The organism is Microbacterium pasadenense (genome assembly GCF_047246565.1).
Classification (GTDB): domain Bacteria; phylum Actinomycetota; class Actinomycetes; order Actinomycetales; family Microbacteriaceae; genus Microbacterium.
On record NZ_JBFOKN010000002.1, the window covers coordinates 339,725 to 364,203 of the forward strand.

The following is a 24,479-nucleotide window of genomic DNA, read 5'->3' on the forward strand; positions in this document are numbered from 1 at the left end:
CGCGCGCGATTAAACCTGGGTACCCGCCGACTGCACCGGTCGGCTGTCGAGAGGAGCAACATGTCGGAGATCACTCCAGGGAGCGCGACCTCCCCGCAGGGAACCGGATCCGGGGGCACCGTCGAGACCGCGAAGGGCGAGGCCTCGGGCATCGCCTCCACCGCGGGGGACGAAGCCGGACGCGTCGTCGACACCGCGAAGAGCGAAGCGAAGAACGTCGCGCAAGAGGCCAAGAGCCAGGCCCGCGACCTCTACCACCAGTCCCAGCGCGAGCTGCGGGAGCAGGCGGGCCAGCAGCAGCAGCGCGTCGCCTCGGGCCTGCGGGCGCTGGCCGACGAACTCGGCTCGATGGCCGACGGCTCGGACCAGCAGGGCGTCGGGTCCGACCTGGTGCGGCAGGTGTCCGCGAAGGCGGACGAGATCGGGTCCTGGCTCGGCGACCGCGACCCGGGTTCGCTGCTCACCGAGGTGAAGTCCTTCGCGCGCCGGAAGCCGGGTGTGTTCATCGGCGTCGCCGCGCTGGCGGGGCTCGCCGCAGGCCGCCTCACCCGGGCCCTTGCGCAGGGGGCGCCGGATTCGGGCGAGAGTGGGGCGGCGTCGTCGTCCTCGGCGTCGACGGCCGAGCCCGCGTCGGCCCCGCCGCAGCCCGCGGCCACCACTCGCCCGGACGCATCCATCACGGGCGCCGTCCCGCCGCCTGCCGTCCCGCCCGTGGGCGGTGGCACGCCGGTGTACGACCAGACCACGACCGGTGGTGGCGACCCGTTCGCAGGGAGGAGCGGCGATGACCGACCCCACACCGTCTGAGGAGAAGGCGGCGACGACGTCCCTGGGCGATCTGCTGAGCGAGGTCACGAGCGACCTCTCGACGCTGATGCGCCAGGAGCTCGCCCTCGCTCGAGCCGAGATCAAGGAATCGGCGACCCGGGCGGGCAAGGGGGCCGGCATGGTCGGCGGGGCGGCGTACGCCGCGCTGATGGCCGTCTTCTTCCTCTCCGTCGCCCTCTGGTGGGCGCTCGGACAACTGGTCGGCCTGGGCTGGTCGGCCGTCATCGTGGCCGTGCTGTGGGGAGTGATCGCGCTGATCCTCTTCCTGCGCGGACGCACGCAGCTGAAGCACGTCGAGGGCGCTCCGCAGACGGTGGACTCCCTCAAGCGCATCCCGGATGCGGTGAAGAGAAACGAGGAGAACCGATGAGCAGCGAAACCCCCGAGTCCATCCGCGCCGACATCGAACGGACGCGCAGCGAGCTGGGTCAGGACGTCGACGCGTTGGCCGACAAGGTGAACCCCGGCAAGGCGGTGCACCGTCAGACGTCGAAGGTCACCGGAGCGTTCCGCTCGGCCCGCGAGCGGGTCATGGGTGCCGCCGACGACACCGGCGGCTCACTGTCGGATGCCGGCTCCCACGCCGCAGCCCGGGTGTCGGATGCCGGGCACACGGTCGTGGCGAAGGCAGAGGGCAACCCCCTGGCCGTCGGTCTCATCGCGTTCGGGGCGGGGCTCCTCGCCGCGTCCCTCATCCCCGCGTCGGCCAAGGAGCGCGAGCTCGCCGAGCAGGTGAAGGAGAAGGCGCAGCCGCTCGTCGAAGAGGCTCAGTCCGTGGCGAAGGAGGCGGGCGAGCACCTCAAGGAGCCTGCACAGCAAGCGGCCACGGCCGTGAAGGAGACGGCGCAGGAGTCCGTCGAGAACGTGAAGGGCGATGCGACCGATTCGGCGCAGACCGTGGCCGACCGCGCCCAGCAGGCGCGCACGAACGTCACCGATCAGTCCTGACCGACGTGCGGCCGGCGCGGGACACCGCGTCGGCCGCCGAGGTCGGGAATGGCTTCGGGGGCGGATCCGTTGTAGTCTGGGACGCTCGGATGCTGCGGCATCCGGATCTGTTAACTCCACAGTGCGACAACGGTCCATGCACCGTCAGGTGTTCTCGGGGATGATCGGTTTCGACATTGCCTGGGACTCTGCGGGAAGCGGGCCGAGGATGCAGGGTTATCTCGTAAACGATCTCTGCGAACCAATAACTGCCGAAAAGAAGCAGTCTGACTTCGCCCTCGCTGCGTAAGTAGCGAGCCCGAGTCCGTCAGCCCGTGACTGATCCCGTCACGGTCACTGGCGTCATCTTAGGGATCTTGCTGCGCGACGCTGCCTGAGCGTCACGCGGGACTTTTTTCAGGCTGGGCTCGTCGACTTATGTGTCTGTACTGAAGGTCGGAGCCGAGCAGAACGCCTCTTACAGACTGCGCCCGGAGAAGACGCCGTATTCCAGCGATGGACGGGGGTTCGATTCCCCCCATCTCCACGAACCGTTGTCGCAGAACAAGGCCCTGAGTGCCGCGGGATCCCGCGGACCTCGGGGCCTTTTTCTTTCCCGTGAGCCCGATCCGCTCGTGCCAGGGCGCTGACGCGGGTGGGCTCCCTCGGACGAGGTGAGCGCTCAGGCGCCGTCGCGGCGGGGAAGCGCTGGCGGCGGGCGCATACTTGGGCGGAGCGTGTCCCGGCTTCAGGCCGGGGCCGGAGGTTCTTGGCACCGCCTAGGCGGGGCGCGCCGGTCATCGACCCTGGAGAGCACATGGCAGTCATCGACAACGGCATCTACGAGGCAGGGCGTCGCACGGGGAGTCCCTCGACTCTCGACGAGACGTTCGAACTCGTTCAGGAGGGGCGCGGGATGGCGTGGATCGGGCTGTATCGGCCGGACGCCGAGGAGCTTCACGCCGTCGCCCGCGAATTCAGTCTCCATCCGCTCGCTGTCGAGGACGCGCTCAAGGGACACCAGCGGGCCAAGCTGGAACGGTTCAGCGACACGCTCTTCGTCGTCCTACGACCCGCGTGGTACATCGACAGCCGGGAAGTGGTGGAGTTCGGCGAGGTCCACCTCTTCATCGGCCCACAGTTCGTGGTGACCGTCCGGCACGCTGACAAGCCGGACCTGGCGCCCGTCCGCCGCCGGCTCGAAGCCAGCCCTGAGCTGCTCGCCCGGGGACCTGAGGCCGTGCTCTACGCCGTGTCCGATGAGGTGGTGGACGGGTACGCGCCGGTCGTGGCGGGCCTGGAGAACGATATCGATGAGATCGAAGACCAGCTCTTCGGGGGAGATCCCGCCGTGTCGCGGCGCATCTATCAGCTGCTCGGCGAGGTGATCTCCTTCCAGCGCGCCACCGGCCCTCTTCGAGAGATGCTGGAGAGTCTGCAGCGCGGGGCGGAGAAATACAGCGTCGACCTCGAGTTGCAGCGCTCCCTGCGGGATGTCGTAGACCACGTGATGCGGATCACGGAGAAGGCGGACGGCTTCCGGTCGCTTCTCGAGAACGCTCTGACCGTCCACTCCACTCTCGTCACGCAGCAGCAGAACGATGAGATGCGACGACTGTCCGAAGCGAGTCTCGCCCAGAACGAAGAGACGAGGCGCCTGTCCGAGACGGGGCTGGCGCAGAACGAGCAGGTGAAGAAGATCTCCGCGTGGGCGGCGATCCTGTTCGCGCCCACCCTCATCGGCACCGTGTACGGGATGAACTTCACGCATATGCCGGAACTCGATTCCCCGTGGGGATATCCGTTGGCCGTTCTCGGAATGGTGGCCGGCGGTGCCGCGCTCTATGCGGTGTTCAGGGCCAGGCGATGGCTGTGAGCCGGTCGCATCCGTCCGATCCGTCAGCCCGGGACCCGCGAACCCCGCGGCACGGGGTGCTGCGCCCGCTCTTGACCTGACGAACAGTAGGGACGATGATGAGCGCCGTGCCGTCGCGGATGACGGCGCGCAGTGCCGGATGGGGCACGGGGGGCGGCTGCCGTCCGGATTCGCGTGCTCGGCGTCGCCGAGCTGAATCTCGGAGGTCTCATGCACAATTCCCGCGCGCTCCTGGCCGGCATCGCCGCCCTCGGGCTCGTTCTCGCCACGCCAGCGATGGCGTCAGCCGGTGGGCGCCACACGCCGGCGCCCGACCCGGTCGTCCGATCGACGCAGGTGGTCGCACCGTTCAACCTGGACGTCGTCGGAAAGAGGGTGTACGTGGCGGACGGGTTCGCGAACACCGTCGGCCGGCTCGCCCGTGACGGATCGATCCGGCCCGTCGTCGCCGATGCGCCGGGCGCGTCCGGCGTCGAGCGCTCGCGTGACGGCAGGACAATCGCGTTCACCACCACAGAGGGCGGCGAGGCCGCGATCACCGAAAGCGGCCTGAACCTCTGGGGCTCACGGGGATCGAAGGTGTACGCCGACACCCTCGCTTACGAGACGCGGCGGAACCCCGACCGGAACGTCGCGTACGGGGTCGCCAATCCCAGTGCCTGCGTCCAGGAGGCGCTGGCCGACGCGGGCTTGGACGCCACCTACACCGGCATCGTCGACTCGCACGCGTACTCCGTCGCCCAGCTGGGGCGGAGCTGGGTCGTCGCGGACGCCGGTGCCAACGCGCTGTTCACGGTGGATCGGCGCGGGCGCATCAGCACCCTCGCGGTGCTGCCGGCGCAGCCGACCCGCATCACCGCGGAGATGGCGGCCGCGGTCGGCCTGCCGGACTGCGTGGTGGGCGTCACGTACCGCTTCGAAGCGGTCCCGACCGATGTCGAGGTGGGACGCGACGGCATGCTGTACGTCACCACGCTGCCGGGCGGTCCGGAGTCGCCGGTGTTCGGCGCACGCGGCGCGCTGTGGAAGGTCAACCCGTACAGCGGAAAGGCGAAGCAGATCGCATCGGGGTTCCTCGGCGCGACCAACCTCGCGCTCGGCAAGAAGGGCGAGATCTACGTGGCCGAGTACTTCGCGGGTGCCATCTCCGTCGTGAAGATGGGGAAGAAGTCGCACTACCTCGACCTGGCGAACGTGGTCGCCGTCGAGACGGGCCAGGACGGTTCGCTCTGGGCGGGGACCACCATCGCCCTCGATCCGTCGGCGCCGCAGGTCCCGGGGACGATCGTCCAGGTGACGCGCCGCTGACCGAGCGAGGGCGGCATTCCGTCCCGGCATCCGCAGGAGCATGATGTGCCCTATGAGCGAGCCGGAGTCGGATGCCGCCCTCGCCCGCCGCGCACAGATCCTCGCGACGGAGCACTGGGGCCTTCTCGCGGCGCGCGGGACGGCGCAGAGCGAGGTTCTCACCCGGATAACGATCTTCCTGACCCTCGTCTCCGCCGGACTCGTCACGATCGGCCTGCTCGGCCAGGCGACGGACTTCGCCGGCTGGTTCGGCGGCGCAGCGGTCGCGATCCTGGCCTTCCTGGCGCTCGTGGGCGTGATGACGCAGACACGCGTCCTCAACGTCGCCGAGGAGGACATGATGTACGTCGTCGCGATGAACCGTCTGCGCGGTGCCTATGCGGATCTGGATCCCGGAGTGGCCGACATCTTCCTCTCCGCCGTGGCTGATGACCGCGCCGCGATGGAGAGGACCTACTCGTTCCTCCGCCGGCGCTCCAGCCTGAGCATCCTGACCGGGAGCTCGATGATGCTGATCGTCGTCGTCAACACGTGCGTGATCGGGCTCGCCGTTGCGGCGGTGATCGCGGCAGCGGGCGGAGCGCCGGGGTGGTCCGTCACCGTGGGCGCGCTCGTCGGAATCGCGGTGGGCGTCGCGTCCGCGGCTCGCGCCGGGATGACGTTCCGGCAGGCGTGGAAGCGATACGAGCCGCGACGGACCACGGGCGACGCGCCGCCGTGGCTGCGGGACTGATCAGCCGAGGTCGATCAGGTCGAGGCCCTGCTTGGTGTCGGAGACCATCACCCACCCGTCGCCGAAGCGATACGTCATCCCGTAGCCCTCGGCATCGAGCCGCAGTGCGAGCGCCGGAGCCTCCGTGATGAGGACGCCGTCGCCGTCCTTCTCGCGGATCCAGGATTCGGCGATGAGCGCATCCTGGATGCCGGACGCGTCGTCCGCGCTGATGGGGGACCAGCCGAAGAGGACCAGATCGTCGCTCGTCGGGGACGAGAAGTCGCCCCACGTGCAGGCGATGCCGTCGGGCAGCTCCAGGTCGAGGATGACGAACGGATCCTCGCGCACCGACCAGTCACTCGTCTCGAACTCGTCGACGGTCGCCTCGCCGAGCATGTTCTCGCACGTCACATCGGCAGGGTCGATGGTGTCGACGGGATCCGGTGCCGCAGACGTGGATGGGGCGACCGTGGCCGAGACACCGGGCGCGGCGGGAGTCTCGGCCGTGCACGCCGAGAACGCGAGCGATGCGCTCAAGATCAGAGCGATCGACGCGACGCGGCGACGGAAGGACAGCGTGACCATTCAGGCGCGTCGATCGCGGAGGAGGTCGAGGAAGGAGTCGTGCAGGATGCCGTTCGTGGCGAGCGACGAGCGGGTGTCGATCGCGTCGCCGCCGTCGATGTCCGTGAAGCGGCCGCCGGCCTCCTGCACGATCGGCACGTGCGCCGCGATGTCGTACTCCTTCACGTCGAACTCGGCGACGAACTCCAGTCGGCCCTCCGCGAGCAGCATGTACGGCCAGGCGTCGCCGTAGCCTCGGTCGCGCCAGACCGCACGGGTCAGCGCCAGCAGTGCGTCGACGCGGCCGACGGCATCCCACTGTCCGATGCTCTGGAAGCTCACACTGGCCTCGTCGAGCGCTGCCACCTGCGATACGGCGAGCCGACGCGGCGCGCCGCCGGGCGTCGCCGTCCAGGCGCCGAGGCCGGTCGCACCCCACCAGCGGCGGCCGATCGACGGCTGGCTGACGACGCCGACACGGGGGACGCCGTCGACGACGAGGGCGATCAGCGTCGCCCACATCGGGATGCCCTTGAGGTAGTTCGCGGTCCCGTCGATCGGGTCGATGACCCACTGCCGGGCCGCATCTCCCGAAGCACCGTACTCTTCGCCGAAGATGCCGTCCCCGGGACGGTGGGTCTCGAGCGCGCGGCGGATGGCGCGCTCGGTGGCGAGGTCGGCCTCGGTCACGAACGTGGCGTCCTGCTTGACGGAGACGTCGAGGTCGGGGGCGTCGAACCGCTCCATCGAGACGCGGTCGGCCTCGTCGGCCAGTCGCAGGGCGAGCGCGAGATCGTCGGACAGGTCACCCTCGAAGGGCGCGTTCCCGGGCATCGACGAGGTGCGTTCAGTCACCCGACCAGGATACGTCGTGGCGCGGTCGCCTCGATTGGCGGTGACACGGATCGTGATGCTAGTGTTGTCCCTCGGTTCGGTCCTTCCGAATCACGCACCTCTAGCTCAATCGGCAGAGCAACTGACTCTTAATCAGTGGGTTCTCGGTTCAAGTCCGAGGGGGTGCACGGATCGGCCCCGTCACACTCTCGCCAGTGGTGACGGGGCCGTTCTGCTTTCCGCCGCCTTCTCCACCGCGGGGTCTGGCCGGTCCGCTCTGCACAGGAGGTCGAGCGCCGCCGGCCCTCTCCCGGACGCGCGACATCCTGAGGACATGGCTTCCCCGACGCTCCCGGACCGCCCGCCGCTCACGAGCGAGAGCGCGCTTCACCGATGGCTGGACGCGCTCCTCGGGCACGCGGTCCGGACGCAGCTCTGGCTGGTGTTCCTCGACGGCGGCGACCGGGTCGTGGGGCCGCTCATGCCGACCGCGGACCTGCCGCTCGACCCGGCGCACCCGGTCGAGGCGGACGACCTCGGGACGCAGCCGGTCGCCACGGTCCTCACCCGCCGATTCCCGATGTTCGCGGCCCTGGTCGGCGCCGCGCAGATCGTGCTGGTCTGGGAGCGCTGCGGCAGCTCGGCACCCGCCGACGCCGACATCGCCTGGGCGGATGCCGTGGCTGCGGCCTGGCCGGGAGGTGGCGTGCGGTTGCGGGCGCAGTTCGCACTGCACGACGACGGCCTCACCCGCATCGCCCCGGCCGGGACGCGGTAGAGCCGTCGGTTCACCAGCCGCCGCGCGTCGGCGTGTGCCCTTCCCGCGCGTCGTCGGGCATGCGCATCTCGGCGCGCACGCCGAGCAGCCGCAGCGGACGGTCCGGCTCGATCCGTGCCACGAGGGCCATGATCGCCTCGACGACGGCATCCCGGTCCTCGGTCTCCGGGACCTTCCGGGTGAACGTCTTCGTCGTGAACGGCGCATACCGGACCTTGAGTCCGACCCCCACCACCGGCCGACCCTCGGCGGCGACGTCGTCGAGCACCTGAGCGGCGAGGGTCCGGGCCGCCGCGTCGATGTCGGCGGGATCGACGACGTCGAGCTGGAACGTCGTCTCCCGTCCGTGTCCCCGCGCCACCCACGGGGTGTCGTCGACGGTGCTCGACCCCTCGCCCCGGCCGAGCTGCCGGTACCACGGGCCCATCCTCGGGCCGAACTCCGCCTCGAGCGGACCGAAGTCCGCGTTCGCCAGATCGGCGACGGTGCGGATGCCCAGGGTCGCCAGCCGGCGGGAGATCTTCGGTCCGACGCCCCACAGCTCTATCGTCGGCCGGTCGCCCATGACGTCCAGCCAGGTCTCCGCCGTCAGCCGGTACACGCCCTGCGGCTTCGCGAACCCCGTCGCGACCTTCGCGCGGACGAGGGTGTCGCCGATGCCGACACTGCAGTGCAGGCGCGTCCGATCGAGCACGGCGGCCTGCAGCGACCGCGCGTAGCCCTCCGGGTCGGCCGTGGTGACACCCACGAACGCCTCGTCCCAGCCGAGCACCTGCACGACCGCACCTGCGTGCCCGCGCAGCGTCGACATGACCTCGTCGGATGCGGCGACGTAGGTGGGTGCGTCCACGGGCAGCAGCACGGCATCCGGGACCTTGCGCGCCGCGATGCGCAGCGGCATCCCCGACCCCACGCCGAACGCCCGCGCCTCGTACGAGGCCGTCGAGACGACGGCACGCTCGGTCGGGTCGCCGCGGCCGCCCACGATGATCGGGCGCCCCGCGAGCTCCGGGCGCCGCAGCACCTCGACCGCTGCGATGAACTGGTCGAGGTCGACGTGCAGCACCCAGGGTCGCTCGGCAGCACCGCTCATGGGGACCAGTGTGCCGCAGGACGGCTCAGCTCGACACCGGCCCGCGTGGGGCGAGGGCGGCGGCCATCCGTTCGACGGCCTCCCGCAGGAGCGGGCGCGGCAGCGCGAAGACGAGGCGCATGTGCCCGATGCCGGCTTGCCCGCATGCGGCGCCGTCGGTCAGGGCGACGCGGGCGGCGGTCCGGAACCACTCCGCCGGATCACCGGGGATGTCGTAGGCCCGCAGATCGATCAGCGCGATGTAGGTTCCCTCGGGCAGCGTCATCCGCGCGTGCGGCAGCAGCTCGGCGACCAGGTCCGCGAGCAGCCGGCGGTTCCCGTCGAGGTAGTCCACGACGTCGTCGAGCCAGTCGTCGCCGCCGGTGTAGGCGGCGGCGTTCGCGACGGCCCCCAGCGTCGACGTGCCATGCCCTGCCCAGAAGCCGAACTCCTGCCAGGCGGCGGCGTCGGCGTCGTTGGAGAGGATCACCTGGGCGCACTTGAGACCGGCGAGGTTCCACGCCTTCGAGGCGGATGCCGCGGTGATCGTGTGCGCGGACGCCTCCGCCGATATCGACGCGTACGGGATGTGGCGGGCCGGTGCGTACACGATCGGCGCGTGGATCTCGTCGGCGAAGACGCGTCCGCCCTTCGCGGCGACCAGCTCGGCGACCGCGACCAGCTCGTCCCGCGTGAACACCGTTCCCAGCGGGTTGTGCGGATTGCAGAGCACCAGGAGGCCCGCGCCGTCGTCGAAGGCGCGGCCGATCGCATCCAGGTCCATCGTCATGCGACCGCCGACAGGGACGCTCGGCACCTGGATCACCGCGCGTCCGTGCAGCTCGGGAACCGTCAGGAACGGCATGTACGCCGGCGTCGGGACGATCACCGCGGAGCCCGGAGCCGTGAACCGGTCGATCGTGGTCTCGAGGGCGGCGATGACGTCGGGGACGTGGTGGACGCGGTCCGCGTCGACGTCCCAGCCGTACGACCGGCGGTACCGGTCCGCCGTCGCACCGGCGAGCAGCTGCTCGAGGTGACCCGGCAGATACCCGGTGAGGCCGGCATCCAGCGCCTCCGCGAGCGCGTCGCGGATCGCGGGTGCGACGCCGAAGTCCATCTCGGCGACGAACGCCCCGATGACATCGGGGAACATCGTCCACTTCAGGCTGCCGTTGGCTCGGAGGTCGGTCTCGGTGAACGCGTCGAAGGCAGGGGTCATGCCGTGATTCTGCCAGCGTGAGCCGGGTCAGGCGTGCTCCCGGGCCGAGACCTCCGAGACGCGCGCGGCGCCGCGGCGGCCCGGGTCAGGACGGGAGCTTGCGCAGCGCGGAACGCTGATGCGCGGCGCGTGCGCCGGTCGACTCGGACTCGACGATGAACGCCGGGTCGTCCGTCGACGCGGTGAAGTGCTGGCCGGCGAACTCGAAGTCGTCGGTCCGGCGCTCGACCACCGACCCCCTCGTCCGCCCCTGCGGGGTGTTCCAGCTGACTCGGTCGCCTGTGCTCAGATCCGCAGCCATCGTGCGTCCTCTCTCTCCGGTGTGCTCGCCATCCGCTCGATGCGGACCAGGGATACCGCGACGGCCGCGACGAGTCCGCCCGCGCCGCCGACGATCATGTCCCCGATCGTGTCCTGGTAGGTGACGAAGATCTCGTCCGTGACGAACGTCTTCCCCGCCCACTCGATCACTTCCCACACGACGCAGACGGCGAGGCCGATCGTCGTCACGAGGACGATCGGCACGCGCGCGGGCGCGTCGGGCCCCGGGACCACACGGGTGCGCCGCAGCACCAGGTACGCCATCGCGGCGATCATCCCCGTGGTCACGAAGTGCATCACGAGATCCCACCCGGCGACGGTGCGGTACAGGTCCAGCACGTTGCTCCAGGTCGCGATCACCACGGCGGCGCCGTAGCCGAGGTCGAAGCCGGCGCGTGCCCCCGCGAACCGCGGCACCATGAGCGCGGGCAGCGCCAGGGCGAGGATCCCGGCATCCGTCGGCGTCAGCCAGACGAAGGCAACGAGCACGCTCAGGATGCCGAGGATGCGGATGCCGTCGGCTGCCCACTCGGTGATCGTGTGCGGACGACGCAGGAAGTCGTCGATCATCGCGGCATCTCGACGCTGGCGGTGACGGGCAGGTGATCGGAGGGCCAGCGGCCGCGGATCGGACGAGGATCGATCGCCGCGCGATGAACCCGCACCGACGGCGTCACCGCGATCCAGTCGATGCGCGGCCCGCCCGCGACGGGGGAGCGGTAGCCGCCGTACGTGCCCCACGCCGGCGTCGAGCGGTCCGCCGCGGCATCCCACGCGTCGACGAGGCGGCGGTCGCGGAGCAGTTCACGCAGCGCCGGCGACCCTTCCGCGGCGTTCAGATCGCCCGTCACGATCGCGGCATGCTCGAGGTCGGCGACACGCTCCCGCAGGGCGACGACGGACCGCACCCGGGAGGCCGCCGAGAACGGATCGAGGTGCGTGTTGAGGTGCGTGAAGCGCACCCCGGTGACCCGGTCGCAGAACGTCGCGACGACCACTGCCCGCGGCATCGGATTGCCCCAGGACCGGGATCCGGCCACGCCGGGGGTGTCCGACAGGGCGAGCTGGGTGCTCTCGAGCAGGTCCAGGCGGTCGCTGTCGTAGAACACCGGGCATCCCTCGCCCCGGCCTCCTTCGCGTCGCCCGACGCCGACCATGCGATACGGCGGGCCGAGCGCGTCACGGATCGCTGTCGCCGGATCCGGGAACACCTCCTGCGCACCGAGCAGCACCGGGCGCTCACGCCGGAGGAACTCGACGAGGAGCGGCCGGCGCCTGCTCCACCGGTCGGCGGGGCGCGAGAGAAGGACGGGCATCGGGCGCCGCACGTTGAAGGACATCACCGAGAGGTGACGCACGTCGTCCCGCTCCGGTGGCGTCATGACGCCGCCCGGCGTCGAGTCGGCACGCCGCGGGCGTGCAGGACGCGCCGCATCCTCAGCCGCATCCACCGGACCGGCGGGAAATCGGCGGGCCAGTGCGAGATGACGGTGTGGGCGCCCCGGCGGACGCGCCGGCGGAACGCTCGGCGATCGCCGAACGGGCGCATCGAGATCCCCATGGCCGCGTGCGGGACGAACACGATCCGGTGCCGCTCGCCGAAGTGATACGCGAGGTCGAGATCGTCGTGCAGTTCGGCGTCGCGGGTGTGGGCCTCGGCCCGGATCGCCTCCCATGCGGCGCGGCGGAACCCCATGTTCGACCCGAAGACGGGCAGGTGGCCGAGGGTCGGGATGAGCACGGCGGCGTAGGCGCCCAGGTACACGGCGGCCAGCGGTCGTCGCAGCCGGCGCGGTCCGTCCGCGAACCGGGCGGCGCCCGCGAACACCGAGGCGTCGGGCCGCTGCGAGGCGGCGGCGGTCATCGCCTCCACCCAGCTGCGCGCGGGGACGCAGTCGGCGTCGAGGCGGAGCACGAGCGAGCCGGCGGCCGCGTCGTAGCCGGTCGCCGCGGCGGCGGGGATGCCGGGTGTCGCGCACTCGACCACGCGGGCCCCGGCGGCTGCGGCCACCGCGGCCGACTCGTCCGTGGAGTCGTTGTCGACGACGACGATCTCGTCCGGACGGCGACTCTGCAGCGCCAGCGCACGAAGGCATCGCCGGAGGGCCGCTGCGTCATCCTTCACCGGGATGACGACGGAGACGGTCTCGGCGACGCGGACGTCCGCATCGTGAGCCATGGTCCGATCCTCACATCCGCGGCCGGTCGGGTCCCACTTCTGCGGTGGGGCTTGACCGGCGCCGGATCGTGTGACAGCCCTGCCTCATCCGGCGGATCGCGCGACAGCGGCGCGGGTGTTGCATACGGTGATGCCATGACCTCCTCGGAATACGACCTCATCGTCATCGGCGCCGGCCCCGTGGGGGAGAACGTCGCCGATCGTGCCGTTCAGGGCGGCCTGACCGCCGTCATCGTCGAGAGTGAGCTCGTCGGCGGCGAATGCTCGTACTGGGCGTGCATGCCGTCCAAGGCGCTGCTGCGCGCGCCGGCCGCGCTGCGTGCCGCACGTGAGGTCGCGGGAGCGGCCCAGGCCGTGACGGGTTCCCTCGACGTCGCGGCGGTGCTCGCCCGTCGCGACGACATCGTGCACGACTGGCAGGACACCTCGCAGGTCACCTGGCTCGAGGGTGCGGGCATCGATCTCGTGCGCGGCCACGGCAGGCTGACCGGCGAGCGGGAGGTGACGGTGACCGCGCCCGATGGGACGACCACGGCGCTGCGGGCACGGCACGCGGTCGCCGTCTGCACGGGTTCGGCCGCTCTCATCCCCGACATCGACGGGCTCGTGGCGGCGCGGCCGTGGACCAGTCGGGAGGCGACCGGCGTCCGTGACGTACCTGACTCGCTCGTCGTCCTCGGCGGTGGGGTCGTCGGCTGCGAGATGGCCACCGCGTTCGCCGCCTTCGGCGCCGAGGTGACCGTCGTTGCGCGATCGGGGCTCCTCGGCGGCATGGAGCCGTTCGCGGGCGAGGCGGTCGCGGCCGCGCTGCGGGATGCCGGTGCGACGGTGCGCACGGGGGCGGGCGTCGCCGGTGTGACCCGCCAGGTGGACGGCTCGGTCGTCGTCGCGCTCGATGACGGCTCGGAGGTGCAGGCGGCGGAGATCCTCGTCGCGACGGGGCGCGTGCCGCGCACCGACGACGTGGGGCTGGAGACCGTGGGGCTGGCGCCGGGGTCGTGGCCCGACGTGGACGACACCCTCCGCGTACGCGGAAGCGAGTGGCTGTACGCCGTCGGCGACGTCAACCACCGCGCCCTGCTGACCCACCAGGGGAAGTACCAGGCGCGCATCGCCGGCGACGTGATCGCGCGGCGCGCCGCCGGTCAGGACGTGGACACGCGGCCGTGGGGGCCGCACGCCGCGACCGCCGATCATGCGGCCGTGCCGCAGGTCGTGTTCACCGACCCGGAGGTCGCCGCCGTCGGACTCACCGAGGCATCCGCCCGCGACGGGGGCCTCCGGATCCGTGTGCTCGACTACGACCTGTCGTGGGTGGCGGGATCGAGCACGCATTCGGATGCCTACTCGGGCACGGCGCGCGCGATCGTCGACGAGGACCGCGGCGTCCTCGTCGGGGCGACCTTCGTCGGTCAGGACGTTGCCGAGCTCCTGCACGCCGCCACGATCGCCATCGTCGGGGAGGTTCCGATGTCACGCCTGTGGCACGCCGTCCCGGCGTATCCGACGATCAGCGAGGTCTGGCTGCGATGGCTCGAGGCCTACGACGCCCCCTGACCTCAGCGGCGGGTGCCGAGGCGCGCGGACGCGATGCGCGTGGTGAGCTGGTGCGCGTGGGCGAGGAGGGTGCGGCCGAGGCTCGGCAGGCGGTCGGGACCGAATCGGAACTCCACGCCGGTCAGGCTCAGGGCCCACTCCGGCCGACCGCGGTGGTCGAAGACGGCGGCCCCGAGGCCCCAGCTCCCCGTCACGATGAGACCCGGGTTGACGGCGTAGCCACGGTCGCGCGTGTGGGCCAGGCGCGACCGGAGCGGGTCCGCATCGTGGTGGGCCCCGAACCTCCTGCCGAGGTCGGGGTGGCGCGAGAGGTACGCCTCGGCGTCCTGATCGGCGAGGAAGGCGAGGATCGCGAGCCCGGCCGAGGCGACGCCCAGCGGGAACCGCGTCCCCTCGCTCAGGACGAAGGAGCGGATCGGGAACGAGCCCTCTTCGCGCAGGAGGCACACCGTCTCGTCGCCGCGACGCACCGAGAAGAACGCACTCTCCTCGGTCTTCACGGCCAGGGACCGGACGACATCGCGCGCGAGGTGGCTGACGTCGTAGCGGGGAGCTGCCGCTGCTCCCATGAGGAACAGCTCCGGACCCGGCAGCCAGCGTGCGGTGTGCTCGTCCTGGTCGACGAGCCCCTCGAGCCGCAGTGCGCTCAGCAGCCGGTGGGCGGTCGATCGAGTGAGGCCGGCGCTCTGCGCCAGCTCCTGCACGCCGCGACCCTCGTCGCCGCCCGCGCTCACGAGGCGGAGCAGCGCGGCCGCGCGGGCGATGGCCTGCGCGCCGGGGACCGTGCGGGAGGTGTCCATATCGTGGACACTAGGCGGCCGGTCGACCGCATCGCAAGCAGCGCCTTGCCGCCGTGTGGGCGGATGCGGACGCTGGGAGGAGGACACCACGAAGGAGTGCAGTGTGATCGACAAGACCCGCGCGTCCGCCGCCGACGCGGTCGCCGACATCCCGGACGGCGCGTCGCTCGCCGTCGGCGGATTCGGACTCTCGGGGAACCCGATGTCCCTCATCGAGGCCCTGCTGGCGCAGGGCACACGCGACCTGTCGATCGTGTCGAACAACTGCGGCACCGACGATTGGGGTCTCGGCATCCTGCTGAATGCGAAGCGCATCCGGAAGATGACGTCGTCCTACGTCGGCGAGAACAAGGAGTTCGAGCGCCAGTTCCTCTCGGGCGAGCTGGAACTCGAGCTCACGCCGCAGGGCACGCTCGCCGAGAAGCTGCGCGCCGGGGGATCGGGCATCGCCGCCTTCTACACGCAGGCGGGTGTGGGCACGCAGGTGGCCGAGGGCGGCCTGCCGCGGCGGTACGACGGGCAGGGCGGCGTCGCGCTGGCCTCGCCGGCCAAGGACGTGCGGACGTTCGACGTGTCGGGGCAGCCCCGCGAATACGTCCTCGAGGAGGCGGTCACGACGGACTTCGCCCTCGTGCACGCCCTCGCCGGCGACACGCACGGCAACCTCGTGTTCAGCAAGGCCGCCCGCAACTTCAACCCGCTCGCCGCCATGGCGGGGCGGGTCTGCATCGCGCAGGTGGAGCAGCTCGTCGCGCCGGGCGAGATCGACCCGGACCGCGTGCACCTGCCCGGCGTGTTCGTGCATCGCGTCGTCGAGGTCGGCGGAGCGATCGAGAAGCGCATCGAGCGGCGCACCGTGACGGAAGGAGCCTGAGATGGCACTCACCCGCGTCGAGATGGCCGCCCGTGCGGCGGCGGAGCTTCAGGACGGCTCGTACGTGAACCTCGGCATCGGTCTGCCGACACTCGTGCCCAATCACGTCCCGCCGGGCGTGCGGGTGGTGCTGCAGTCGGAGAACGGCATCCTGGGGGTCGGACCGTATCCGACGGAGGACGCCGTCGACCCCGACCTCATCAATGCGGGCAAGGAGACGGTGACCGCCCTTCCGGGCGCTGCGTTCTTCGACTCGGCACTGAGCTTCGGGATGATCCGGGGCGGCAAGATCGACGCGGCGATCCTCGGGGCCATGCAGGTCTCCGCGGCGGGGGACCTGGCGAACTGGATGATCCCGGGGAAGATGGTGAAGGGCCCCGGCGGCGCGATGGATCTCGTGCACGGGGCGGGCCGCGTGATCGTCCTCATGGAGCACGTCGCGAAGGACGGATCGCCGAAGATCGTCGACGCGTGCAGCCTTCCGCTCACCGGGCGCGGCGTCGTCGACCGGATCATCACCGACCTGGCGGTCATCGACGTCACGGCCGCGGGCCTGGTCCTGGTCGAGACCGCACCCGGCGTCGGGGTGGCGGAGGTCATCGCCGCGACCGAGCCCGAACTCACCCTCTCACCCGCTCTTAAGGTGGTCTCATGAACTCCGACGACGTCGTCATCGTTGCCGCTGCCCGCACCCCGCAGGGCCGCTTGAAGGGGGCGCTGGCCTCCTTCTCGGCCCCGGAGCTGGGCGGTCTCGCCATCGCCGGTGCGCTCGAGAAGGGCGGCATCCCGGCCGACGTCGTCGACGCCGTGATCATGGGTCAGGTGCTGCCCGCCGGATCGGGACAGAACCCCGCCCGCCAGGCGGCGATCGCGGCGGGCATCGGGTGGGACGTCCCGGCGGGCTCCGTCAACAAGGTGTGCCTGTCGGGGCTGACCGCCGTCATCGATGCGAAGCGGATGATCGCCTCGGGGGATGCCCTCGTCGTCGTGGCCGGCGGCATGGAGTCGATGACACGCGCGCCGCACCTGCTGACGGGCTCGCGCGACGGGTGGACGTACGGCACCGTCGAGGTCCTCGACCACATGGCCTTCGACGGCCTCACCGACGCGTACGACCGGGTCCCGATGGGCACGTCGACCGAGGACCTGAACCCGTCGCTGGGGCTCGGCCGCGACGAGCAGGATCAGGTCGCCGCCCTGTCCCACCAGCGAGCCGCCGCCGCGGCCGAGTCCGGGCTCTTCGATGCCGAGATCGTCCCGGTGAGCGTCCCGCAGCGGAAGGGTGCCCCTCTCGTCGTCACGGCGGACGAAGGCATCCGCCCCGGCACCACGGTCGAGACGCTCGCGGGCCTGCGCCCCGCGTTCCGCGCCGACGGCACGATCACCGCCGGGAACGCGTCGCAGATCTCCGACGGCGCCAGCGCAGTCGTCCTGACCACCCGCTCGAACGCGGAGGCGAACGGGTGGGACGTCATGGCCGCCGTGGGCTCGGCGGGCCAGGTGGCGGGACCCGACAACTCGCTGCACGCGCAGCCGGCCCGCGCCATCGAGCAGGCCCTCGGCCGTCAGGGCATCACGGTGTCCGACCTGGACTTCGTCGAGATCAACGAGGCCTTCGGCGCGGTCGTGGCGCAGTCGCAGAAGGAGTTGGGGCTCAGCTCGGACGTCGTCAACCTCCACGGCGGGGGGATCGCGCTCGGCCACCCGATCGGCGCGTCGGGATGCCGTCTGGTCGTCCACGCCGTCCACGAGCTGGCCCGCCGCGGCCGCGGCACGGCGGCGGTCGGGCTGTGTGGAGGCGGCGGTCAGGGCGAGGCGCTTATCCTTAGTCGCTGACCGCACGCCGCGGCCACCCCGTCATCGTCCCCGAGGAGTCCCCATGTGCTCACCCGTCACCTGCGCCACCTGCGGCAAGACCACCTGGGCGGGGTGCGGTGAGCACATCGACCAGGCCCTCGCCGGTGTCGCCGCGGATCAGCGCTGCAGCTGCCGGCGCGTCAGCGCGTGAGGCGATCCCGCAGCAGTCGCTTCTGATCGCCCTCGACGGGCGAGTCCAGCGGTATCAGCTTGGCGCGCGACGCGCGGCGGGTGTCGACCACGGTGCCGATCGCGAGTGCCAGCGTGATGCCCCAGCTGAGCCACGCCAGAGCGGTGCGCCAGGTGAACGACTCATCGCTGCGTGCCGACCGCAGCAGCGTGAGACCGCTCGTGATCGACGACAGCAGTCCGGTCCCGAACAGGTATTTGCGCATGCGTCCACGGTAGCGGGCGTCGAGAGCACCGCGGTGGCTTGTTAGCCTGGGAGCCTCTCGAGAGGAGCACCGTGACCGTCTTGTCGGACTTCGTCGTCGTGTCCAACCGCCTTCCGGTCGATCGCACCGACGACGAGAACGAGCCCTGGCGCCGGTCACCGGGTGGTCTGGTCGCCGCGCTCGACCCGGTGATGCGCTCCAACTCCGGCGCGTGGGTCGGCTGGCCCGGCCAGCCGGACGTGGCGCTCGAGCCCTTCGAGTTCGACGGACTCCGCCTGGTCCCCGTCGAACTGAGCTCGGACGATGTCCAGCTGTACTACGAGGGCTTCTCCAACGACACCATCTGGCCGCTCTACCACGACGTCATCGCGACGCCGACCTATCACCGCACCTGGTGGGACGCGTATGTGAAGGTCAACGAGCGGTTCGCGGCGGCGGCATCCGAGCACGCTGCCGAGGGCGCCACGGTCTGGGTGCACGACTACCAGCTGCAGCTCGTTCCGAAGATGCTCCGGGAGCTGCGCCCCGACCTGACGATCGGCTACTTCCACCACATCCCGTTCCCCGCTTACGGCATCTACGCGCAGCTGCCGTGGCGCAAGCAGGTGCTCGAAGGACTCCTCGGCGCGGACGTCATCGGCTTCCAGCGGGTCGCGGACGCCGGGAACTTCGCGCGGGCCGTGCGACGGCAGCTGGGCTACGACACCAAAGCGGGGTCCATCGCGGTCCCGACCGAGGACGGCGTCCGCACCGCGATCGCGAGGGCGTACCCCATCTCCATCGACGCGTCGGTGTACGACGACCTGGCACGTCGCCCCGAGATCCGGGCTCGCGCCGCCGAGATCCGCGAGAGCCTCGGCAATCCGAAGGCGATCCTCCTCGGTGTCGACCGCCTGGATTACACCAAGGGCATCGGCCACCGCCTCAAGGCCTACGGCGAGCTGCTGAACGACGGTCGCCTCTCCGTCCACGACGTCATCCTGGTGCAGGTCGCGAGCCCGAGTCGCGAGCGCGTGCAGACGTACATGGAGCTGCGCGACGAGATCGAACTCGCGGTCGGACGCATCAACGGCGACTCCGACGAGCTCGGGTTCAGCGCGATCCAGTACCTTCACCACTCGTATCCGCGGGAGGAGATGGTCGCCCTCTACCTCGCGGCCGACGTCATGCTCGTCACGGCACTGCGCGATGGGATGAACCTCGTCGCGAAGGAGTACGTCGCGAGCCGTGTCGACGGGGGAGGCGCGCTCGTGCTGAGCGAGTTCACCGGGGCCGCCGACGAGCTGACGCAGGCCATCAAGGTCAACCCGCACGACATCGCCGGGCTCAAGGACGCCATCATGCAGGCCATCGAGATGCCCGAGAAGGAGGGCAACCGCCGGATGCGGGCGCTGCGTCGACGTGTCCGCGAGAACGACGTGGCGCGGTGGTCGCAGCGATTCCTCACCGACCTCGACGCGATCCGCAGGGCGCGCGCGTGAGCGGCGTCGACGACGTCGCCCGGACCGCGCATCTGCTCGTCGCCCTCGACTTCGACGGAACCCTCTCGCCTCTCGTCGACGATCCGATGACCGCCCGGATGACGCCCGAGGCGCGGGCGGCCATCGACGCGCTGACTCAAGCGCCGGGCACGACGGTCGCGTTCGTCTCGGGGCGCTCGCTGCCCGACCTCAGGGTCATCGGCGAGCACGCCGACGATTCGCCGGTGCTGCTCGCCGGATCGCACGGCGCCGAGTACTGGACGCCGGACGGCGCCGCGGGAGGCGACGTCGACCCGGATGCCGTCGCGTTGCGCGACCGGCTGCGCGGCGAGGCCGAGCGGCTCGCGGAGGATGTGCCGGGCGCGTGGATCGAGCCGAAGACCTTTGGATTCGCCGTGCACACGCGGACGGCGGAGGACCGCGCGAGGGCTGCCCGGCTGCGGGCCGCCGTCGATGAGCGGGTCGCCGAGGCCGCGCCGTCGTGGCGCCGCCGTGACGGCCACGATCTCACCGAGTACGCGTTCCGGACGGAGGGGAAGGATGCCGCCGTCGCGCACCTGCGCGAGCTCACCGGCGCCACCGCCGTCGTGTTCGCGGGCGACGATGTGACCGACGAGGACGCGCTGCGCTCGCTCGGCGAGCACGACCTCGGCATCCGCGTCGGCGGGGGAGAGACCGCCGCCCGCATGCGTGTCGCAGACACCACAGAACTGGCCGCTCTGCTTGGAGACATCGCGCACAGGCGGGCCGCCGCTCGGGAATAGACTTCGAGAATGCCTTCACTCGAGCCTTCCTCCGGTTCCGCCCCCGAAGCCACCGTCGACATCAAGCCGCGCAGCCGAGCTGTGACCGACGGCATCGAAGCCACGACGTCGCGCGGCATGCTCCGCGCCGTCGGGATGGGCGACGAGGACTGGGACAAGCCCCAGATCGGGATCGCATCCAGCTGGAACGAGATCACCCCCTGCAACCTGAGCCTCGACCGCCTGGCGCAGGGTGCGAAAGAGGGCGTCCACGCCGGCGGCGGCTATCCGCTGCAGTTCGGCACGATCTCGGTGTCCGACGGCATCTCGATGGGCCACGAGGGCATGCACTTCTCACTTGTGAGCCGCGAGGTCATCGCCGACTCCGTCGAGACCGTGATGATGGCGGAGCGCCTCGACGGCTCCGTCCTGCTCGCCGGGTGCGACAAGTCGATCCCCGGCATGCTCATGGCGTCTGCCCGTCTCGACCTCTCGAGCGTCTTCCTCTACGCCGGATCGATCGCGCCGGGCTGGGTCAAGCTCAGCGACGGCACCGAGAAGGACGTCACCATCATCGACTCGTTCGAGGCGGTCGGTGCATGCCTGGCCGGCAAGATGAGCGAAGCCGACCTCAAGCGCATCGAATGCGCCATCGCTCCGGGCGAAGGCGCCTGCGGCGGGATGTACACCGCCAACACCATGGCGTCGGTGGCCGAGGCGCTCGGGCTGAGCCTGCCGGGCTCCGCCGCCCCGCCCTCCGCCGACCGACGCCGTGACTACTACGCGCACCGCTCCGGCGAGGCCGTCGTCAACCTGCTGCGACAGGGCATCACGACCCGCGACATCCTCACCAAGGAGGCCTTCGAGAACGCGATCGCGCTCGCGATGGCGCTCGGCGGCTCGACGAACGTCGTCCTGCACCTGCTCGCCATCGCCCGCGAGGCGGAGGTCGAGCTGAGCCTGCACGACTTCAACCGGATCGGCGACAAGGTCCCGCATGTCGCGGACATGAAGCCGTTCGGCGCCTTCGTCATGAACGACGTCGACCGGCACGGCGGCATCCCGGTGATCATGAAGGCGATGCTCGACGAGGGGCTGCTGCACGGCGACGCCCTCACCGTGACGGGCAAGACGCTCGCGGAGAACCTCGCCGACCTCGATCCCGACCCGGTCGACGGCACCGTCATCCACACGTTCGACGACCCGATCCACGCGACCGGCGGCATCACGATCCTGCACGGGTCGCTGGCGCCCGAGGGTGCGGTCGTCAAGACCGCCGGCTTCGACGCCGCCGTCTTCGAAGGCCCCGCCCGCGTGTTCGAACGCGAGCGCGCCGCCATGGACGCGCTCGAAGAGGGACGCATCTCCGCGGGCGACGTCGTCGTCATCCGCTACGAGGGTCCCAAGGGCGGGCCCGGGATGCGCGAGATGCTCGCCGTCACGGCCGCCATCAAGGGCGCGGGGCTCGGAAAAGATGTACTACTGTTGACGGACGGACGATTCTCAGGCGGCACAACCGGCCTGTGCATCGGCCACATAGCACCCGAAGCGGTGGACGCTGGTCCCATCGCCTTCGTGCGCGATGGTGATCTGATACGGGTCGATATCGCAGCTCGCACTCTCGACCTACTCGTCGACGACGCAGAGCTCGCCTCCCGCCGTTCCGGCTGGGAGCCGCTTCCCCCGCGCTATACCCGTGGCGTGCTGGCAAAGTACTCGAAGCTCGTGCGCTCCGCTGCGGAGGGCGCGACCACAGGCTGAGCCCCCACCCTCACATCACCCACCATCACAGAGGTCAACTCATGTCATCTGAGACCGTCGCCGCTGTGCCCCGACCCCCGGCCGGAGGCTCATCCTCACCCGTGCTCACCGGAGCGCAGGCCGTCGTCCGCTCGCTCGAACTGCTCGGTGTCACCGACGTGTTCGGCCTGCCCGGCGGCGCCATCCTCCCCGTCTACGACCCGCTCATGGACACCTCGGAGATCCGGCACATCCTCGTCCGCCACGAGCAGGGCGCCGGCCACGCCGCGGAGGGCTTCGCCGCCGCATCCGGTCGTGTCGGCGTCGCGATCGCGACGTCCGGCCCGGGGGCGACGAACCTCGTGACCGCGATCGCCGATGCGTACATGGACTCCATGCCGCTCGTCGCGATCACGGGCCAGGTGTTCTCCACGCTCATGGGCACGGACGCCTTCCAGGAGGCCGACATCGTGGGCATCACGATGCCGATCACGAAGCACTCGTTCCTCGTGAAGGATCCGGCCGAGATCCCCGCGGCGATCGCTGCGGCCTTCGAGATCGCGTCGACCGGCCGACCCGGTCCGGTTCTCGTGGACATCACGAAGGACGCGCAGCAGGCGGAGGCGCCGTTCGTCTGGCCGCCCAAGGTCGAGCTGCCCGGCTACCGTCCCGTCACGAAGGCCCACGGCAAGCAGATCCAGGCCGCCGCCCAGCTCATCGCCGAGGCGAAGAAGCCGGTCCTCTACGTTGGCGGCGGCGTCGTCCGCGCCGGGGCGTCCGCCGAACTGCGCCGGCTCGCCGAGTCGACGGGCGCGCCCGTCGTCACCACGCTGATGGCGCGCGGCGCGTTCCCCGACTCGCACCCGCAGCAGCTCGGCATGCCCGGCATGCACGGCACCGTCCCCGCCGTGCTCGCGCTGCAGGAGTCCGACCTGCTCATCGCGCTCGGTGCGCGATTCGACGATCGCGTGACCGGGAAGGCGGCGCTGTTCGCGCCGCACGCGAAGGTCGTGCACGTCGACATCGACCCGGCCGAGATCTCCAAGATCCGCACCGCCGACGTGCCGATCGTGGGAGACCTGAAGGACGTCCTCGTCGATCTGGACGCCGCCTTCACCGGCGCCGCGACGAGCGCGAAGCCCGACATCTCGGAATGGTGGTCGTACCTCGACGGCCTGCGCGAGGAGTTCCAGCTCGGCTACGCGCCGACCTCGGACGGTCTGCTGGCGCCGCAGTACGTGATCCAGCGCATCGGCGAGCTGACCGGTCCCGAGGGTGTCTACGCCGCGGGCGTCGGCCAGCACCAGATGTGGGCCGCGCAGTTCATCAAGTACGAGCGCCCGAACGCCTGGCTCAACTCCGGCGGCGCCGGCACGATGGGCTACTCGGTCCCCGCGGCCATGGGTGCCAAGGTGGCCCAGCCGGACCGGGTCGTCTGGGCGATCGACGGCGACGGCTGCTTCCAGATGACGAACCAGGAGCTCGCGACCTGCGTCATCAACAACATCCCGATCAAGGTCGCGATCATCAACAACTCGTCGCTCGGTATGGTGCGGCAGTGGCAGACGCTGTTCTACAACGGCCGCTACTCGAACACCGACCTGAACACCGGGCACGACAGCATCCGCGTTCCCGACTTCGTGAAGCTCGCCGAGGCGTACGGCTGCGTCGGCATCCGCGTCGACAAGGAAGAGGACGTGGATGCCGCCATCCAGAGGGCCCTCGAGATCGACGATCGCCCGGTCGTCATCGACTTCGTGGTGAGCGCCGACGCGATGGTGTGGCCCATGGTGCCGCAGGGCGTCAGCAACAGCTACATCCAGTACGCGCGTCAGCACGCGCCGGCATTCGACGAGGAGGACTGACGATGAGCAAGCACGTCCTGAGCCTCCTCGTGGAGGACAAGCCCGGCCTGCTGACCCGCGTCGCGGGTCTGTTCGCCCGCCGTGGCTTCAACATCGACTCGCTCGCCGTGGGCGTCACGGAGGTGCCGGGTCTGTCCCGCATCACCGTGGTCGTCGACGTCGAGGAGCTCCCGCTCGAGCAGGTGACGAAGCAGCTGAACAAGCTGGTCAACGTCATCAAGATCGTCGAGCTCGACTACGCGGCATCCGTCCAGCGCGAGCACATGCTGGTGAAGGTGCGCGCCGACAACCAGACCCGCTCGAACGTCATCGAGGTCGTCAACCTCTTCCGGGCCTCGGTGGTCGACTACGCCACCGACGCGCTCGTGGTCGAGGTGACCGGCGACCGCGGCAAGGTGGACGCGTTCCTGCGCGCCCTCGAGCCGTTCGGCATCAAGGAACTCGCCCAGTCCGGCATGGTCGCCATCGGCCGTGGCGGCAAGAGCATCACCGAACGCGTGCTCCGCGGCTGACCCGCGAAGCCCCCGACCGATATCTACAAGG

General features: G+C 70.7%; 27 protein-coding genes, 1 tRNA gene and 1 other RNA gene. 19 read left to right on the forward strand and 10 right to left on the reverse strand.

The window, feature by feature from the left end; genetic code table 11:
- Positions 1 to 60 precede the first annotated feature (60 nt).
- The 7 genes from AB3M83_RS07710 to AB3M83_RS07740 all read left to right on the forward strand — a co-directional run bounded on the left by AB3M83_RS07710 (position 61) and on the right by AB3M83_RS07740 (position 5,672).
- Positions 61 to 807 (forward strand): hypothetical protein, encoded by a 747-nt coding sequence (locus AB3M83_RS07710; RefSeq protein WP_412946661.1) that lies wholly within the window; start codon positions 61 to 63, stop codon positions 805 to 807.
- Positions 785 to 1,198 (forward strand): phage holin family protein, encoded by a 414-nt coding sequence (locus AB3M83_RS07715; protein WP_412946663.1) that lies wholly within the window; start codon positions 785 to 787, stop codon positions 1,196 to 1,198. The genes AB3M83_RS07710 and AB3M83_RS07715 overlap by 23 nt, the downstream gene beginning before the upstream one ends.
- Complete coding sequence (locus tag AB3M83_RS07720; protein WP_412946665.1) at positions 1,195 to 1,776, forward strand: DUF3618 domain-containing protein; 582 nt, start codon at positions 1,195 to 1,197, stop codon at positions 1,774 to 1,776. The genes AB3M83_RS07715 and AB3M83_RS07720 overlap by 4 nt, the downstream gene beginning before the upstream one ends.
- A 156-nt stretch (positions 1,777 to 1,932) precedes the next feature.
- Positions 1,933 to 2,305, forward strand: a transfer-messenger RNA (tmRNA) gene (ssrA, locus tag AB3M83_RS07725).
- Positions 2,306 to 2,572: 267 nt separating this feature from the next.
- Positions 2,573 to 3,631, forward strand: a complete 1,059-nt coding sequence (locus tag AB3M83_RS07730) for a magnesium and cobalt transport protein CorA (protein WP_412947847.1) — start codon at positions 2,573 to 2,575, stop codon at positions 3,629 to 3,631.
- 210 nt (positions 3,632 to 3,841) lie between these two features.
- Positions 3,842 to 4,939, forward strand: a complete 1,098-nt coding sequence (locus AB3M83_RS07735; protein WP_412946668.1) for a ScyD/ScyE family protein — start codon at positions 3,842 to 3,844, stop codon at positions 4,937 to 4,939.
- 52 nt (positions 4,940 to 4,991) lie between these two features.
- Positions 4,992 to 5,672 (forward strand): hypothetical protein, encoded by a 681-nt coding sequence (locus AB3M83_RS07740; RefSeq protein WP_412946671.1) that lies wholly within the window; start codon positions 4,992 to 4,994, stop codon positions 5,670 to 5,672.
- Here the strand turns inward: AB3M83_RS07740 and AB3M83_RS07745 are convergent, their stop codons facing one another.
- Both AB3M83_RS07745 and AB3M83_RS07750 read right to left on the reverse strand, forming a co-directional pair.
- The gene (locus AB3M83_RS07745; protein WP_412946674.1) at positions 5,673 to 6,239 is read right to left on the reverse strand and encodes a hypothetical protein; all 567 of its coding nucleotides are present in this window, start codon (positions 6,237 to 6,239) and stop codon (positions 5,673 to 5,675) included.
- Entirely contained in the window at positions 6,240 to 7,073 is an 834-nt protein-coding gene (locus AB3M83_RS07750; protein WP_412946677.1) for an inositol monophosphatase family protein, read from the reverse strand.
- 94 nt (positions 7,074 to 7,167) lie between these two features.
- Between AB3M83_RS07750 and AB3M83_RS07755 the strand changes: the two genes are divergently transcribed.
- Together AB3M83_RS07755 and AB3M83_RS07760 are read left to right on the forward strand one after the other, a co-directional pair.
- Positions 7,168 to 7,240 (forward strand) — tRNA-Lys (locus AB3M83_RS07755).
- A gap of 146 nt (positions 7,241 to 7,386) precedes the next feature.
- Entirely contained in the window at positions 7,387 to 7,830 is a 444-nt protein-coding gene (locus AB3M83_RS07760; protein ID WP_412946679.1) for a hypothetical protein, read from the forward strand.
- Positions 7,831 to 7,840: 10 nt separating this feature from the next.
- Here AB3M83_RS07760 and AB3M83_RS07765 read toward each other — a convergent pair whose 3' ends face one another.
- From AB3M83_RS07765 to AB3M83_RS07790, 6 genes are all read right to left on the reverse strand, one after another.
- Positions 7,841 to 8,923: a DNA polymerase IV gene (locus AB3M83_RS07765; protein ID WP_412946681.1), complete on the reverse strand. Its 1,083-nt coding sequence runs from the start codon at positions 8,921 to 8,923 to the stop codon at positions 7,841 to 7,843.
- Positions 8,924 to 8,948: 25 nt separating this feature from the next.
- The gene (locus AB3M83_RS07770; RefSeq protein ID WP_412946683.1) at positions 8,949 to 10,124 is read right to left on the reverse strand and encodes a MalY/PatB family protein; all 1,176 of its coding nucleotides are present in this window, start codon (positions 10,122 to 10,124) and stop codon (positions 8,949 to 8,951) included.
- Between the two features lie 85 nt (positions 10,125 to 10,209).
- Positions 10,210 to 10,425: a hypervirulence associated TUDOR domain-containing protein gene (locus AB3M83_RS07775; protein WP_412946685.1), complete on the reverse strand. Its 216-nt coding sequence runs from the start codon at positions 10,423 to 10,425 to the stop codon at positions 10,210 to 10,212.
- The gene (locus AB3M83_RS07780; RefSeq protein ID WP_412946687.1) at positions 10,410 to 11,015 is read right to left on the reverse strand and encodes a DUF2238 domain-containing protein; all 606 of its coding nucleotides are present in this window, start codon (positions 11,013 to 11,015) and stop codon (positions 10,410 to 10,412) included. Before AB3M83_RS07780 ends, AB3M83_RS07775 begins: the two co-directional genes overlap by 16 nt.
- Complete coding sequence (locus AB3M83_RS07785; protein ID WP_412946690.1) at positions 11,012 to 11,827, reverse strand: endonuclease/exonuclease/phosphatase family protein; 816 nt, start codon at positions 11,825 to 11,827, stop codon at positions 11,012 to 11,014. Before AB3M83_RS07785 ends, AB3M83_RS07780 begins: the two co-directional genes overlap by 4 nt.
- Entirely contained in the window at positions 11,824 to 12,624 is an 801-nt protein-coding gene (locus AB3M83_RS07790) for a glycosyltransferase family A protein (RefSeq protein ID WP_412946692.1), read from the reverse strand. Before AB3M83_RS07790 ends, AB3M83_RS07785 begins: the two co-directional genes overlap by 4 nt.
- Positions 12,625 to 12,759: 135 nt before the next feature.
- Between AB3M83_RS07790 and AB3M83_RS07795 the strand changes: the two genes are divergently transcribed.
- The gene (locus tag AB3M83_RS07795) at positions 12,760 to 14,181 is read left to right on the forward strand and encodes a dihydrolipoyl dehydrogenase family protein (RefSeq protein WP_412946694.1); all 1,422 of its coding nucleotides are present in this window, start codon (positions 12,760 to 12,762) and stop codon (positions 14,179 to 14,181) included.
- A 2-nt stretch (positions 14,182 to 14,183) separates the two neighbouring features.
- On the opposite strand, the gene AB3M83_RS07800 is transcribed toward AB3M83_RS07795, so the two are convergent.
- Positions 14,184 to 14,981: an IclR family transcriptional regulator gene (locus AB3M83_RS07800; protein WP_412946697.1), complete on the reverse strand. Its 798-nt coding sequence runs from the start codon at positions 14,979 to 14,981 to the stop codon at positions 14,184 to 14,186.
- Between the two features lie 103 nt (positions 14,982 to 15,084).
- Here AB3M83_RS07800 and AB3M83_RS07805 point away from each other — a divergent pair, with 103 nt between their 5' ends.
- From AB3M83_RS07805 to AB3M83_RS07820, 4 genes are read left to right on the forward strand one after another with little or no spacing between them, the layout of a single operon-like run.
- Complete coding sequence (locus AB3M83_RS07805) at positions 15,085 to 15,855, forward strand: CoA transferase subunit A (protein ID WP_412946700.1); 771 nt, start codon at positions 15,085 to 15,087, stop codon at positions 15,853 to 15,855.
- A gap of 1 nt (position 15,856) precedes the next feature.
- Complete coding sequence (locus AB3M83_RS07810) at positions 15,857 to 16,510, forward strand: 3-oxoacid CoA-transferase subunit B (RefSeq protein ID WP_412946701.1); 654 nt, start codon at positions 15,857 to 15,859, stop codon at positions 16,508 to 16,510.
- Positions 16,507 to 17,691 carry an acetyl-CoA C-acetyltransferase gene (locus tag AB3M83_RS07815; protein ID WP_412946703.1) on the forward strand — a complete coding sequence of 395 codons (1,185 nt, stop codon included), beginning with the start codon at positions 16,507 to 16,509 and terminating at the stop codon, positions 17,689 to 17,691. The genes AB3M83_RS07810 and AB3M83_RS07815 overlap by 4 nt, the downstream gene beginning before the upstream one ends.
- A 43-nt stretch (positions 17,692 to 17,734) precedes the next feature.
- Positions 17,735 to 17,863, forward strand: a complete 129-nt coding sequence (locus tag AB3M83_RS07820; protein ID WP_412946705.1) for a DUF8730 family Cys-rich protein — start codon at positions 17,735 to 17,737, stop codon at positions 17,861 to 17,863.
- Here AB3M83_RS07820 and AB3M83_RS07825 read toward each other — a convergent pair.
- On the reverse strand, positions 17,853 to 18,107 hold the full coding sequence (locus tag AB3M83_RS07825) for a hypothetical protein (RefSeq protein ID WP_412946707.1): 255 nt from the start codon (positions 18,105 to 18,107) through the stop codon (positions 17,853 to 17,855). The two genes, AB3M83_RS07820 and AB3M83_RS07825, sit on opposite strands and share 11 nt — an antisense overlap.
- 71 nt (positions 18,108 to 18,178) lie before the next feature.
- On the opposite strand from AB3M83_RS07825, the gene AB3M83_RS07830 reads away from it, so the two are divergent.
- Genes AB3M83_RS07830 through ilvN form a run of 5 tightly spaced genes read left to right on the forward strand, consistent with a single transcriptional unit; the run spans position 18,179 to position 24,448 of the window.
- Entirely contained in the window at positions 18,179 to 19,588 is a 1,410-nt protein-coding gene (locus AB3M83_RS07830; RefSeq protein ID WP_412946709.1) for an alpha,alpha-trehalose-phosphate synthase (UDP-forming), read from the forward strand.
- Positions 19,585 to 20,352 carry a trehalose-phosphatase gene (gene otsB, locus AB3M83_RS07835; RefSeq protein ID WP_412946712.1) on the forward strand — a complete coding sequence of 256 codons (768 nt, stop codon included), beginning with the start codon at positions 19,585 to 19,587 and terminating at the stop codon, positions 20,350 to 20,352. Before AB3M83_RS07830 ends, otsB begins: the two co-directional genes overlap by 4 nt.
- A 9-nt stretch (positions 20,353 to 20,361) precedes the next feature.
- Complete coding sequence (gene ilvD / locus AB3M83_RS07840) at positions 20,362 to 22,092, forward strand: dihydroxy-acid dehydratase (RefSeq protein WP_412946714.1); 1,731 nt, start codon at positions 20,362 to 20,364, stop codon at positions 22,090 to 22,092.
- 41 nt (positions 22,093 to 22,133) lie between these two features.
- Positions 22,134 to 23,936: an acetolactate synthase large subunit gene (locus AB3M83_RS07845; protein ID WP_412946716.1), complete on the forward strand. Its 1,803-nt coding sequence runs from the start codon at positions 22,134 to 22,136 to the stop codon at positions 23,934 to 23,936.
- Positions 23,937 to 23,938: 2 nt separating this feature from the next.
- Positions 23,939 to 24,448, forward strand: coding sequence for an acetolactate synthase small subunit (gene ilvN, locus AB3M83_RS07850; protein ID WP_412946718.1), 510 nt, complete (start codon positions 23,939 to 23,941; stop codon positions 24,446 to 24,448).
- Positions 24,449 to 24,479: the final 31 nt, after the last annotated feature.

Excerpts from the sequence above, each read along its gene's own strand:
- AB3M83_RS07765 (WP_412946681.1), bottom strand. The coding sequence starts at position 8,923 with ATGAGCGGTGCTGCCGAGCGACCCTGGGTGCTGCACGTCGACCTCGAC.
- AB3M83_RS07785 (WP_412946690.1), bottom strand. The coding sequence starts at position 11,827 with ATGACGCCACCGGAGCGGGACGACGTGCGTCACCTCTCGGTGATGTCC.
- AB3M83_RS07745 (WP_412946674.1), bottom strand. The coding sequence starts at position 6,239 with ATGGTCACGCTGTCCTTCCGTCGCCGCGTCGCGTCGATCGCTCTGATC.
- AB3M83_RS07815 (WP_412946703.1), top strand. The coding sequence starts at position 16,507 with ATGAACTCCGACGACGTCGTCATCGTTGCCGCTGCCCGCACCCCGCAG.
- AB3M83_RS07710 (WP_412946661.1), top strand. The coding sequence starts at position 61 with ATGTCGGAGATCACTCCAGGGAGCGCGACCTCCCCGCAGGGAACCGGA.
- AB3M83_RS07845 (WP_412946716.1), top strand. The coding sequence starts at position 22,134 with ATGTCATCTGAGACCGTCGCCGCTGTGCCCCGACCCCCGGCCGGAGGC.
- AB3M83_RS07720 (WP_412946665.1), top strand. The coding sequence starts at position 1,195 with ATGAGCAGCGAAACCCCCGAGTCCATCCGCGCCGACATCGAACGGACG.
- AB3M83_RS07820 (WP_412946705.1), top strand. The coding sequence starts at position 17,735 with ATGTGCTCACCCGTCACCTGCGCCACCTGCGGCAAGACCACCTGGGCG.
- ilvD (WP_412946714.1), top strand. The coding sequence starts at position 20,362 with ATGCCTTCACTCGAGCCTTCCTCCGGTTCCGCCCCCGAAGCCACCGTC.
- AB3M83_RS07825 (WP_412946707.1), bottom strand. The coding sequence starts at position 18,107 with ATGCGCAAATACCTGTTCGGGACCGGACTGCTGTCGTCGATCACGAGC.
- AB3M83_RS07730 (WP_412947847.1), top strand. The coding sequence starts at position 2,573 with ATGGCAGTCATCGACAACGGCATCTACGAGGCAGGGCGTCGCACGGGG.
- AB3M83_RS07770 (WP_412946683.1), bottom strand. The coding sequence starts at position 10,124 with ATGACCCCTGCCTTCGACGCGTTCACCGAGACCGACCTCCGAGCCAAC.
- ilvN (WP_412946718.1), top strand. The coding sequence starts at position 23,939 with ATGAGCAAGCACGTCCTGAGCCTCCTCGTGGAGGACAAGCCCGGCCTG.
- AB3M83_RS07715 (WP_412946663.1), top strand. The coding sequence starts at position 785 with ATGACCGACCCCACACCGTCTGAGGAGAAGGCGGCGACGACGTCCCTG.
- AB3M83_RS07790 (WP_412946692.1), bottom strand. The coding sequence starts at position 12,624 with ATGGCTCACGATGCGGACGTCCGCGTCGCCGAGACCGTCTCCGTCGTC.
- AB3M83_RS07760 (WP_412946679.1), top strand. The coding sequence starts at position 7,387 with ATGGCTTCCCCGACGCTCCCGGACCGCCCGCCGCTCACGAGCGAGAGC.
- AB3M83_RS07800 (WP_412946697.1), bottom strand. The coding sequence starts at position 14,981 with ATGGACACCTCCCGCACGGTCCCCGGCGCGCAGGCCATCGCCCGCGCG.
- AB3M83_RS07775 (WP_412946685.1), bottom strand. The coding sequence starts at position 10,425 with ATGGCTGCGGATCTGAGCACAGGCGACCGAGTCAGCTGGAACACCCCG.
- AB3M83_RS07795 (WP_412946694.1), top strand. The coding sequence starts at position 12,760 with ATGACCTCCTCGGAATACGACCTCATCGTCATCGGCGCCGGCCCCGTG.
- AB3M83_RS07810 (WP_412946701.1), top strand. The coding sequence starts at position 15,857 with ATGGCACTCACCCGCGTCGAGATGGCCGCCCGTGCGGCGGCGGAGCTT.
- AB3M83_RS07780 (WP_412946687.1), bottom strand. The coding sequence starts at position 11,015 with ATGATCGACGACTTCCTGCGTCGTCCGCACACGATCACCGAGTGGGCA.
- AB3M83_RS07735 (WP_412946668.1), top strand. The coding sequence starts at position 3,842 with ATGCACAATTCCCGCGCGCTCCTGGCCGGCATCGCCGCCCTCGGGCTC.
- AB3M83_RS07740 (WP_412946671.1), top strand. The coding sequence starts at position 4,992 with ATGAGCGAGCCGGAGTCGGATGCCGCCCTCGCCCGCCGCGCACAGATC.